The 12,064-nt window shown below is 69.0% G+C and carries 8 protein-coding genes; 2 read left to right on the plus strand and 6 right to left on the minus strand.

Features of this window, described 5'->3' with window-relative positions; genetic code table 11:
- Positions 1-63 precede the first annotated feature (63 nt).
- Positions 64-771, minus strand: coding sequence for an alpha/beta fold hydrolase (locus ACS0OT_RS19195; protein WP_005420268.1), 708 nt, complete (start codon positions 769-771; stop codon positions 64-66).
- Between the two features lie 139 nt (positions 772-910).
- Here ACS0OT_RS19195 and ACS0OT_RS19200 point away from each other — a divergent pair, with 139 nt between their 5' ends.
- Complete coding sequence (locus ACS0OT_RS19200; RefSeq protein WP_065185897.1) at positions 911-1,291, plus strand: YbjQ family protein; 381 nt, start codon at positions 911-913, stop codon at positions 1,289-1,291.
- Positions 1,292-1,346: 55 nt separating this feature from the next.
- On the opposite strand, the gene ACS0OT_RS19205 is transcribed toward ACS0OT_RS19200, so the two are convergent.
- Both ACS0OT_RS19205 and mgtE read right to left on the minus strand, forming a co-directional pair.
- Positions 1,347-4,073, minus strand: coding sequence for a bifunctional acetate--CoA ligase family protein/GNAT family N-acetyltransferase (locus ACS0OT_RS19205; protein WP_442255941.1), 2,727 nt, complete (start codon positions 4,071-4,073; stop codon positions 1,347-1,349).
- A 149-nt stretch (positions 4,074-4,222) separates the two neighbouring features.
- A complete protein-coding gene (gene mgtE, locus ACS0OT_RS19210) occupies positions 4,223-5,593 on the minus strand; it encodes a magnesium transporter (protein WP_005420274.1) in 1,371 nt (456 codons plus the stop codon).
- Between the two features lie 343 nt (positions 5,594-5,936).
- Here mgtE and ACS0OT_RS19215 point away from each other — a divergent pair, with 343 nt between their 5' ends.
- Positions 5,937-7,715 carry a monovalent cation:proton antiporter-2 (CPA2) family protein gene (locus ACS0OT_RS19215; RefSeq protein ID WP_065177846.1) on the plus strand — a complete coding sequence of 593 codons (1,779 nt, stop codon included), beginning with the start codon at positions 5,937-5,939 and terminating at the stop codon, positions 7,713-7,715.
- Between the two features lie 132 nt (positions 7,716-7,847).
- Here the strand turns inward: ACS0OT_RS19215 and ACS0OT_RS19220 are convergent, their stop codons facing one another.
- From ACS0OT_RS19220 to ACS0OT_RS19230, 3 genes are all read right to left on the minus strand, one after another.
- Complete coding sequence (locus ACS0OT_RS19220) at positions 7,848-11,186, minus strand: ankyrin repeat domain-containing protein (protein WP_164092792.1); 3,339 nt, start codon at positions 11,184-11,186, stop codon at positions 7,848-7,850.
- Positions 11,179-11,439, minus strand: coding sequence for a YcgL domain-containing protein (locus tag ACS0OT_RS19225; RefSeq protein ID WP_014648833.1), 261 nt, complete (start codon positions 11,437-11,439; stop codon positions 11,179-11,181). The genes ACS0OT_RS19220 and ACS0OT_RS19225 overlap by 8 nt, the downstream gene beginning before the upstream one ends.
- Positions 11,440-11,599: 160 nt before the next feature.
- A complete protein-coding gene (locus ACS0OT_RS19230) occupies positions 11,600-12,040 on the minus strand; it encodes a hypothetical protein (RefSeq protein ID WP_005420284.1) in 441 nt (146 codons plus the stop codon).
- Positions 12,041-12,064: the final 24 nt, after the last annotated feature.

Raw genomic sequence — 12,064 nt, forward strand, 5'->3', positions numbered from 1 at the left:
GACGTCTGACCGATCGATGAAACACCGTGCCGACCAAGGTCGGCACCTACCAGAACGCGGGGATCATCCCCTGCCCTGCAACAACCACCCACGCATTGCCGCACTGACCTCGTCCGGTTTCTCCATCGGCGCCAGGTGCCCGCAATCGGGCACCACCACCAGCTGCGAGTGCGGCACCATCGCGCGCATTTCCTCGCTCACCGCGAGTGGCGTAATGCGGTCATTGGCGCCACACACGATCAACAGCGGATCACGGTAACCGGCCAGCACATCATGGCCATCGCGGCGTTCCAGTGCGCTCTGGCGCAGGAACACTTCCGCGCCCAGGCGGGCGGTCATGTCACGCACACGTTGCACCAGCACGTAATCATCCAGCCGCGAGGCATCGATGTAGCTGCGCATCAGCACATCACCGAAACCATGGAACTTGCCGGGTAGGCGCACGCTGGCACGTTGGCTGCGGCGCTGCTCGGCCCGCTCGGGTGAGTCGGCGTGGATGGAGGTATCAATCAGCGCCAGCTGCAGGACCCGCTCCGGCGCGATGCGCAGGATCTGCTGGGCCACGAAGCCGCCCAGCGAGAACCCGGCCAGCGCAAAGCGCTCCGGTGCCTGCGCCAGCACGTCTTCGGCCACCGCCTGCAGGGTCTCGCCACGGGTCTGGTCGCCCACGGTGCAGTCGGCGATATCGGCCAGGTCGGCCAGCTGCGCGCGCCACAGCTCGGCATCGTTGAGCAGGCCGGGCAGCAGCAACAGGGGGATACGGTCGGTCATGGGGATATTGTCGCGCCAGCACGGTGACGGAACCATGCCGCAACGGGCGATTGCGTTGTAGAGTCGCGCCATGCTCGACTGCAGCACAGCCCGTCGAGCATGGCTCGACTCTACAGAAGGCAGCGACACGGACGCGACCATGGCAGACCCCTACAACAGCGGCACCCCTTCCCCGCCGGCACTGCGCTTCGACGATGCGCTGGTCACCACCGCCTTCGAGCTGCCCGGCCATCGCGTCGTGCGCAACCTCGGCGTGGTGCGCGGTATCACCGTGCGCTCGCGTTCGATCGTCGGCAACTTCCTGGGCGGTATCCAGACGCTCTTCGGTGGCAACATCACCATCTACACCGAGCTGTGCGAACAGGCTCGCGAGGAAACCTACCGCGACATGGTCAAGCACGCGCGGCAGCTGGGTGCCAACGCGATCATCGGCATGCGCTACGACGCCACTGATGTGATGACCGGGCTGACCGAAGTGCTGTGCTATGGCACGGCGGTGGTGGTAGAGCCGGTGCGGTGATGCAGCCGCCAAGCGTACGCAAAAGCAGCCGAGCGTAGGCTCGGCTCTACAGGAATTACGCCACCGGCGGCACGTCGGGCACCTCGACCTGCTGCACCGGCAAGGTCACCATCATCACCGTCGGGTCGTCCGGGTCCAGCCTGGTCTTGAATCCCAGGCTCTGGCACATCGCCAGCATGGTGCTGTTTTCGCGCAGCACCTGGCCTTCGACCACGTCCAGGCCCAGCCACTTCGCGTACTCGATCATGATCGCCATCAGCCGCCAGCCGATGCCGTGGCCCTTCAGGTCCGAGCGGATCAGGATGCCGTACTCGCCACGGTGGTAATCGGCATCGGCGTGCAGGCGCACTGCGCCCAGCATCTCGCCGCTGCGCGGTTCGATCGCTACCAGCGCGATCGAGCGCGCGTAGTCGAGCTGGGTCAGGCGCGCGATGAATTCGTGGCTGAAGTGCTTCACCGACTGGAAGAAGCGCAGGCGCAGGTCTTCGTCGCTGACGCGGGCGAAGAACGCGCGGAACAGCGCATCGTCTTCCGGCCGCACCGGGCGGACGAACGCGCGGCCGCCATCGGACAGTTCGATGGTGCGCTCCCACTCCTTCGGGTACGGGAACACCGAGAAGCGCGGATGCCCGCGGCCCTTGTGCAGGATGCGCGACGGTGCCACTGCCACGCGCGCGTCGAGGGCGAGGATGCCCTTGCCGTCGACCAGCAGCGGGTTGATGTCCAGCGTACGCACTTCGGGAATGTCGGCGGCCAGCTGTGCCAGCTTGACCAGTGCCAGCGCCAGTGCGCGCTCGTCGGCGGCGGGCACATCGCCGTAGGCCTTGAGGATGCGCGAAGCGCGGGTCTGGCCGATCAGCTCGTGGGCCAGGCGCAGGTCCAGCGGCGGCAGGGCCAGCGCCTTGTCGTTGATCACTTCGACGGCGGTTCCGCCGCGTCCGACCACGATCACCGGGCCGAACGTCGCGTCATCGGCGATGCCGACAATCAGTTCGCGCGCCTTCGGGCGGACGATGGTCGGCTGTACCAGCAGGCCATCGATGCGCGCATCCGGCCGCAGCTGGCGCGCACGCGACAGGATCGCGTTGGCCGCGCTCTGCACCGCCGGCAGCGTGGACAGATTCAGGCGCACGCCGTCCACTTCGGACTTGTGCGGAATGTCCGGCGACAGGATCTTCAGCGCTACGGACGCACCGCGTTCCAGCAGTGGCTGCGCCAGGTCCATCGCCTCATGCGCATCGCGCGCATGCATCACCGGCGCCGACGGGATGCCGTAGGCCTTGAGCAGCTCGTGCGTGGCCAGCGGGTCCAGCCACTGCTGGCCGTTGGCCAGCGCGGCATCGACCAGTGCGCGCGCGGTGGCTGTGTCGACGCTGAAGTCCTGCGGCAGGCTGGGCGGCGTTTCCATCAACGCGTTCTGTGCCTCGCGGTAGCGCACCAGGTGCTGGAAGCCCCGTACTGCTTCGGCCTCGGTCGGATAGGTCGGCACTCGTGCTGCGTTGAGCGTGGCGGTGGCCTGGTCGTCGTTGCCCAGCCACACCGCGAACACCGGCTTCTCGCGATGATGGCGCGGGCGCAGGCCGAGCGTGCGGGTGAGGGCCTGCGCCGCGTCGGCGGACGAGGTAAACGCGGTTGGCACGTTGACCACCATCACCGCATCGTTCTCGTTGTCGGCCAGCAGTGCTTCGATGGCCGACGCATAGCGGTCACCATCGGCGTCGACCACGATGTCCACCGGATTGCTGCGCGACCAGCCCTGCGGCAGCACCGCATCGAGCTTCTCCACCGTGCTGTCGGAAAGGGTGGCCAGCGTGCCACGCAGCGCGATCAGTTGGTCCACGGCCAGGCGGCCGACACCGCCGCCATTGCTGAGAATGGCCAGGCGGCGACCGGGAAAGGTTCCCAGCCGCCCCAGCGATTCGGCAGCAGTGAACAGTTCGTCCAGCGCACCCACGCGCAGCAGGCCGGCACGATTGAAGGCCGCACCATACACATCATCGGCACGCGCCAGGGCCTGCACATGGGTATCGCGGCTGCCCGGCTGCACGCGCTCGGCGCGACCGGACTTCACCACCACCACCGGCTTGGCGCGGGCGGCGGCACGCGCGGCCGACATGAACTTGCGCGCGTCCTTGATCTGCTCGACATACAGCAGGATGGCGCGGGTGCGGTAGTCCGTGGCGAAGTAGTCGAGCAGGTCGCCGAAGTCGACGTCCATCGTGTCGCCCAGCGAAACCACGGTGGAGAAGCCCACCGAGCGCGCCACGCCCCACTCCACCAGCGCGGCGGCAATGGCCGAGGATTCGGAGATCAGCGCGAGGTCGCCGGCCTGCGGGAAGTGCGCGGCGATGCTGGCATTGAGTCGCGCGTGCGGCGCGATGACGCCCAGGCAATGCGGCCCGAGGATGCGCAGGCCATGCTTGCGCGCCACCGCCTCTACCTGTGCGGACAACGAACCCGGGCCTTCGCCCAGGTGCGCGGTGAGGATGATCGCCGCCTGCACGCCACGCTCTGCAGCTGTACGCACCACTTGCGGCACGATCGCCGCCGGCGCGGTGATCACCACCAGGTCGGGCACCCAGTCCAGGTCCTTCAAGCGCTTGACCGTGCGGATGCCATCGATCTCGGCGTGCCGCGGGTTGATCCACGCCACCTTGCCGGGGAAGCCGGTGCCGCGCAGGTTGCGCATCACTGCGCGGCCGGCCGAACGCTCACGCGGGCTGCCGCCGATCACCGCGACCGACTGCGGACGGAATACGGACTGCAGGTGGTAGGTACTCATGCGCCTACGGTACCCAAATTCCGTGGCGATGGGGTCGGAGGAAGGGTCGGATCCCTTTTCGCAGGAAAGGGCTCCGACCCCTGCTGCGGATATCCGGGGTCAGAGCCCTTCGCTGCGCGAAGGGATCCGACCCCGGCGTGCACGTTTTGTTACAGCAGCGTGCCGTGCAGGATCAGCGCGGCGATGCTGAAATAGATCACCAGGCCGGTCACATCCACCAGGGTGGCCACGAACGGGGCCGAGGCGCTGGCCGGGTCGAAGCCGAGGCGCTTCAGGACGAAGGGCAGCATCGAGCCGGACAGCGAACCAAAGGTGACGATGCCGACCAGCGCGGCGCCGATGGTGATCGCCAGCAGGATCCAGTGCTCGCCGTAGTCATGCAGGCCACCCAGCTGCCAGATCACGATGCGCACGATCGCCAGGCAGCCGAGGATGGCACCCAGCACCATGCCGGTCGGGATCTCGCGGATGGCCACCTTCCACCAGTCGCGCAGGCGCAGTTCGCGCAGCGCCAGGCTGCGGATCAACAGCGAGGTGGCCTGCGAGCCGGAATTTCCGCCCGAACTCATGATCAACGGGATGAACAGGGTCAGCACCACCGCGCGCGCCAGTTCGTCCTCGTAGTGCTGCATCGCACTGGCCGTCAGCATCTCGCCCAGGAACAGCACGCTCAGCCAGCCGGCACGCTTGCGCAGCATCTCGAAGAAGCCGATCTGCATATAGGGCTTGTCCAGCGCTTCCATGCCGCCGAACTTGTGCGCGTCCTCGGTGGATTCCTCGATCAGCGCATCGAGCACGTCGTCCACGGTGACGATGCCGAGCATCTGCTGCTGCGCGTCGACCACCGGGATCGCCAGCAGGTCGTGACGGCGGATCAGCCGCGCCACTTCTTCCTGGTCCATCAGCGCGTCCACCGTCACCGGCGGATTGACCTGGGCCACGTCCAGGATCGATTCCTCGGGCAGGCCGGTGATCAGCCGGCGCATGGTCACCACCTGCTGCAGCTGCTGGCTGGCCGGGTCCAGCACGTAGATCGCGTACACCGTTTCACGCGTGCGCTCGACCTGGCGGATGTGCTGCAGGGTCTGCGCCACGGTCCAGCTGGCGGGCACCGCCACGTATTCGGTGGTCATCAGCGCGCCGGCGGTGTTCGGCGGGTAGCTCAGCAGCTTCTGGATGACCTGGCGGGCGTCGGTGCCCAGCAGCGGGATCAGCCGCGCGCGTTCTTCCTCATCCAGCTCGTGGACGATGTCGGTGGCGCGGTCGTCAGCCATCAGCCCGAGCAGGGCAGCGGCGCGTGCCGGCGGCAGCGCGGCCACCAGCTCACCGCTGCGGTGCAGCTCCGGCGCTTCCAGCATCTTCACTGCACGCGGCAACGGCAGCGCGGCCAGCGTTTCCGCGGCGCGGGCCAGTTCCAATGTGTTGAGGAATTCCACCGCATCGGCGGTGTTGTAGTTCGCCAGCGGTGCGGCCAATGCGGCGGCATCGGCCACCGGGCGCAGCAATTGCTTCTGGTTCATCGGTTTTGCCTTGTGGGGGTGCGACCTCGCGCAACGCCAACGCAGGCAAACCGTCCCGATGTCAGGCGGTGGCCATCGCTGGCGTCGAACGAGGTCGACTTCTACTGTCGCTGGACATGGGTTGGGGACTCCGGAATGCGCGTGCCGGCGGTGCGCCGCCAGCGGCGGGCAGTCTGGACCCGCGGGCCATGCAGGTCAACCCGGCATCCCTGCGCCGGGCGCCTGCCGGCCGGTTGTTCTCGTGCATACACCAACCGGCGCGCATAATGGCCGGGTGGCGCTCGCCACGCTTTCCCCACCCGAACGGACGCACTGCGGGCTTCCCCGATGACCAGGTATTCCCATGCATAGCGGCGGTCTGGAACTGGCCCTGGTGCTGCTGCTGGCGGCGGTCATTGCCGTGCCGGTGTTCAAGAAGTTCGGCTTCGGCGCGGTGCTGGGCTACTTGGCGGCCGGCGTGGTGCTGGGCCCGGACGGGCTGGGCTTCGTGCAGGACGCCGACCGCATCCTCGGCGCGGCCGAGATCGGCGTGGTGATGCTGCTGTTCGTGATCGGCCTGGAGCTGTCGCCGGCACGCCTGAAGGTGATGCGGCGCTCGGTGTTCGGCGCGGGCGCGGCGCAGGTGGCGATGTCCGGGCTGGTGCTGGGCGGCCTGCTGCTGCTCGACCACTTCCAGTGGAAGAGCGCGCTGGTGGTCGGTGTTGCGCTGGCGCTGTCATCCACCGCGGTAGGCCTGCAGCTGCTGTCCGAGCACAAGGCGATCAACAGCGACCATGGCCGGCTGGGTTTTGCCATCCTGCTGTTCCAGGACCTGATCGCGATCCCGCTGCTGGCGGCCATCCCGCTGCTGGGCGGGGCGAAGAACGAGACCCTGCGCTGGGAAGACGCCGCCGTGGCCCTCGGCGCGCTGGCCGTGGTGATCCTGTGCGGGCGACCGGTGCTGCGCAAGGTGTTCAGCATCATCGCGCGCACCCGCAGCCCGGAAGTGTTCACCGCCACCGCCCTGCTGGTGGTGCTGGGCACTGCCTGGTTCATGCAGGAAGCGGGCCTCAGCCCCAGCCTGGGCGCGTTCCTGGCCGGGGTGCTGCTGTCCGATTCGGAGTTCCGGCACGAACTGGAAGCGCAGATCGAGCCGTTCAAGGGCCTGCTGCTGGGGCTGTTCTTCATCGCGGTGGGCATGGGCATCGATCTCGACCGCATCGCCGCAGAGCCGTGGCTGATCGCGGCCGGCGTGGCGATCCTGCTGGTGGTCAAGTTCAGCCTGCTGTATGTGATTGGCCGTATTGCAAAGCTCAGTCCGCGGCAGTCGCTGCTGCTGGGCAGCGTGCTGTGGCTGGGGGGCGAGTTCGCCTTCGTGGTGTTCAACGAAGCGCAGCGCGCGCACCTGCTGGGCAACGCCAATCACGATCGGCTGGTGGCGATCGTCGGCCTGTCGATGGCGATCACGCCACTGCTGATGATCGCGCTGCTCAAGCTGCTCGGCCAGGAGAAGGCTCCACCGCGCGGGACCGCCGAGGCCGACAAGGTGGCACCGGACAACCGGCCCAAGGTGCTGATCGCCGGCATGGGCCGCTTCGGCCAGGTGATCGCACGCCTGCTGACCGCACAGAAGGTGCCGTTCGTGGCGCTGGAGGCGAACCCGGACACGGTGGCCGACCTGCGCCGCTTCGGCAACCAGCTGTACTACGGCGACCCGACCCGCCCGGAGATGCTGCGTGCAGCGGGTGGCGAGCACATCGATGTGTTCGTCATCACCGTGGACGACCCGGAGACCAACCTGCGCGCGGTGCGCATGGTGCGCCGGCTGTACCCGGACGCGAAGGTGCTGGCGCGAGCGCGCAACCGCCAGCATGCGTGGCGCCTGATGGACATGTCGGCCGAGCCGTTCCGCGAAGTGTTCGGCACCAGCCTGGAGATGAGCGGGCGCGTGCTGACGGCGCTGGGCGTGGCACCAGACGTGGCCGAACGCCATGTGCAGCGCTTCCGTGAGCATGATGAGCAGCTGCTGCGTGACCAGTACCTGGTGTACGACGACGAGGCCGCGGTGATCCAGACCTCGCGTGATGCGCGCAACGACCTGATGCACCTGTTCGAGGCCGACGCGGAAAGGGACGACAAATAGGCGTGCCGACCAACGGTCGGCACCCACCACAGATTGAGGTTGCGGATTCCGGCAGTAGATCCACGCCATGCGTGGATGCTTTGGCTTCCGGGCACGATCATCCACGCATGGCGTGGATCTACCGGGTCCCGATCAGCCGTTGTCGCGCAGGAACCGCGCCATCGAGGAAACGCCCGGCACGCGCGGCTCGAACTCGCCGGCCACGTCGATGAAGCCACGCATCACCGCGATCTCGCGCGGGCTGCGGTTGAGGCTGTCGCGCGCTTCAGGATCGGCGCCGGCGCGCAGCAGGCGCTGCACCAGCAGCGGCAGGCCATGCAGCGCGGCCAGATGCAGCGGGCCGAAGCCACGCGGGTCGCGTACATCCAGGCTTACGTCCTCGTCCAGCAGGCGCTCCACTGCGGCCATCACCACCTGTTCGTCGCAGGCGGTACCCGGCTCGGCGCGCGCGCCCAGCAGCAGCAGCAGCGGCGTGACAGAACCAGCGGCGGCCTGGTCCGGTTCAGCACCGGCCAGCAGCAGGGTGTCGAGCAGCGCCAGCAGGCGCGAGCGGTCGCGGGCACTGAAACCGTACAGCGCGGCACAGTGCAGCGGACCCAGCTGCTGCGCGTCACCGGCATGCACGTCGGCACCCGCCGTGAGCAGGCGCGCGACGATGTCCGGAAGGCCCAGCGCGGAGGCCAGCATCAGCACCGTCACGCCACCCGGCAGGCGGTGTTCCAGCTTGGCGCCAGCGTCGAGCAGGGCCGAAACGATGTCCACCTGGCGCATGCTGACCGCCGCCGACAGCGGCGTCGCGCCACTGGCCGCCGCGTGCTGCGGATCGGCGCCGCGCGCCAGCAGCAGGTCGGTTACCGCCAGGTGGCCGCCACCGGCAGCACGCAGCAGCGCGGTGCAGCCCTGTGCGTCGACGGCGTCGACGGCGAAGCCCAGATCGATCAGGCGGCGCACTGCATCGACGTCACCGGCCATTGCGGCGGCCGGCAGATCGGCCTCGCGCAGGGTGCGGCGCGGCAACGGCCACACCCGCCAATCGAGCCAGTCGGCCAGATCGCGGCGACCGATCGACAGCGCCACGCCCAGCGGTGTCTGGCCGTCGGCGGCACGTGCTTCCGGCGAGGCACCATGCTGCACCAGCAGCTTAAGCGCGCCTTCGCGGGCCAATGCGGTGGCCAGGTGCAGTGCGGTCATGCCGTGGCTGTCGCGTGCTTCGCGATCAACGCCGGCCTTGAGCAGGGCCTGCTGCAGCCGCAGCCACCCCAGGCGCACCGCCAGCGACAGCGGCGGATCGCCCGCCGGCGAGGCGGCGAACGGATCGGCGCCACGCTCAAGCAGTTCCAGTGCCAGCTGTTCCAGGCCACGCGCGGCCTGGTCGTGCTGTGCGCAGGCAGCAAGGAAGCGCGCCAGGCCACCGCGGCCGGCCGGCGACAGGCCACGCTGCAGCATCACCTGCAACGCCGGCACCGCATCGATGCCGCGCGACAACAGCGCGAACATCGGCGTGTCGGAGCAGGCATCACGCACATAGGGATCGGCGCCGTGGCCCAGCAGCCAGTCCACCGCACGCGGTTCCAGCGCCAACTCCGGATCGAGCAGCAGCCCGCCCAGTTCCTCCGGTTGGCACAGCCTGGCCAGCGCCGCCATGCCGTCGGTGTTGCCGAAGCCCAGAGCCTCGCGCAGCAGGGTCAGCGGCGGACGGTCCGGCAGCAGGCCGCTGGCACTGGCTGCTTCGCCACGATCGGCCAGGCCATCACTGACCGCGGCCGGCAACGGATAGGACGGGTCCAGCAGGGCTACGATCGCCCAGCGGCCGGCCTCGGCGGCGTAGTCCACCGCACGGCGGCCGACCGGATCGGTGGCATCGGCCGCGATGCCCAGTTCGACCAGGCGCTTGATCAGCAGCGGCGAGACATCCTCGGCCATCGCCGCCAGCTGCACCGCATTGCGGCCTTCGCCGTCCACCGCGACCAGGTCCGGCTTGTGCGGCAGCAGGTGCTCGATCACGGCGGCGCGACCGGCACGGGCCGCTTCCAGCCACGGCGTACGCCCCAGTGCATCGCGCGCCTCCAGATTGGCGCCCGCGCCGAGCAGCACGCCGATGATCTCGACATGGCCGGCCAGGGCCGCCTCATGCAACGCACTGCGGCGCTGGCGATCGCGGGCGTCGGCCCGTGCCTTGTGCTTGAGCAGCAGCTGCACGCCCGCCGGATCGTCATCCTCGGTGGCGGCGGCGGCCAGCAGCACCGGGGTGCCATCGGCCGGTTCGCAGCGTGCACCGCGTTCGAGCAGGAAGCGGGCCAGACGCCAGTTGCCCACCTGGCAGGCCACCGCCAGCGGCGACCAGCCATCACGGTTCAGCGCATCGACTTCGGCAGCGGCATCGCGCAGCAGCGCGGCCACGCCCGGGTCGGAACTGCGTGCGGCATGGTGCAGCGGGGTGTTGCCATCACTGTCGGTGGCACGCGAGTCGGCGCCGTTGGCGAGCAGGGTCATCACCGCTTCGGGGCGGCCATGCCAGCTGTCGCGGGTCGCCGCCAGCAGGGGGGTCATGCCCCGGTGCGGCGCATTCACATCGACGCCGCGGGCAATCAGTTCGCGTAGCAGGCGCAGGTCCGGCAGCACCGCGGCCAGCACCGCCAGGCTGCGCTGGTCACGCCAGTTCGGGTCCGGCAGCGCATACGGATCGGCACCGGCCTGCAGCAGCTGCAGGCCCCGGTCGATGCGGCCCTGGCGGGCGGCTTCATACAGCGCCGGTGTCAGTTCCTGCGGCGCCATCGCCTCCAGCGGCAGGACGTCGGCCGCCGCTGCGAACATCGGTTCGGGTTCAGCGCTGGACGCCACCAACGGGCTGGAGCGCAAGGACACCAGCGGCGCAGGCGCGACCCGCTGCAGCAGCAGGTGCAGCACCGGCGACAGCAGTACGACCGCCAGCGCGGCGGGCCAGCGCGCGCTTTCCGGCAACAGGCCCGGCCAGGCCGGCAGCACCACCAGCGCGGCCAGCGCAATGACCAGCGCGGCCACGCCGAGGCCACGCCAAGCAGTCAGGTCGCGCCCCGCCAGCGCCTGCCAGTGCTGGGCCAGGCTGCCATCCAGGCGTTCGACATCGTTCCACAATGGCCAGGTGCGCCAGGCCGCCAGCAGGCCGGCACTGACCAGTACGCTCAGGCCAAGCACTGCCGCCAGGCTGCCGCTGTCACGCAGCGCTGCGAGCGGCCAGGCCAGCAGCAGCGCCAGCAACAGCGGGGCGGCTGCCCACAATGCCAGCAGCGCCGGCAGGTCCTGGCGTGCGACCACCTTCAGCGGCAGCAGCGCGCGGCTGCGGCGCCACCACGATATCGCCAACGCGAACGCGGGCTGCGCCAGTGCGGCAAGGACCGCACCCGGAACGCCGCCCACGGCGGCGCCCAGCGCCAGCACCGCGCCCGCGGCGAGGGCAATTGACAGAATGCGCGGACGGGAGGCGTCAGTCATAGTGGCGCGGCATCAGGCTGGCCACCGACGGCGGCACCTGCAGGTAGAACCCGCGCTCGCTCATTTCGCTGCGGACCTTTTCCGGGTCAGCCTGCGCCAGGCGGCGCTGGGCATCCAGGGCCACCTCCAGGACGAAGGCGAGCGTCCCCAGCGAGGTGAGCAGCGGCGCGGGCAGCGCGCTGAAATCATCGCGTCGGGGAACGTAGACGTAGGTGTCCGGCTTGAGTTGGCTTTTATAGACGTAGGCGTGCATGTCCGCGGGACGATAACCCGGGAAGAGCCATGATTGTGTCGGAAAGCCGACACCGGGGAAAGCCGTCAGCCGACGATGGCGGCGCGATCGGCGGCGTTTCGCCTGTGGGGTTCAGCAATGTGGCGGCGACGTTCAGGCTGCGCCGCCGCCACACGGGCGCTTACTTGACCTTGGCGTAGGTGCCCTTCAGCGCGACACCCGCGAGGATGGCACCGGCGTAGCACTCGTAGTTGGTGCTGCTCTTGAACTCGTTCTTCTTGTAATAGCTGACGATGTCGACCACGGCGTTGGCGCCGCGCGACTTGGCACCGTCCTGCAGCGCGCGCAGTGCCGACAGCGCAACCCAGCGGCAGGCCTCGGCATCGCTCTTGTTGGCGGCGTTGGTCTTCTTGTTGGTCACGTCTTCGCCCAGGCGCTGCTGCACGCTGACCGGCTGGCCGGCCAGATAGAAACGCACGCTGCCGTCGATGCCGGCGTCCTTGGCGGCCTGCGAATTGACCAGTTCCTGCAGGGACTGTTCGACACGCGTGTCGCGGGCGGAAGCGGTGGAAGTCAGGGCCAGCAGCGCGGTAGCCGTGGCGATCATGAGAGTGCGGCGCATCGGAACATCTCCTTGTCGAGGGTG

The sequence above is a fragment of the Stenotrophomonas maltophilia group sp. RY12688 genome (assembly GCF_052149045.1).
In the GTDB taxonomy this organism is placed as follows: Bacteria; Pseudomonadota; Gammaproteobacteria; order Xanthomonadales; family Xanthomonadaceae; genus Stenotrophomonas; species Stenotrophomonas sepilia.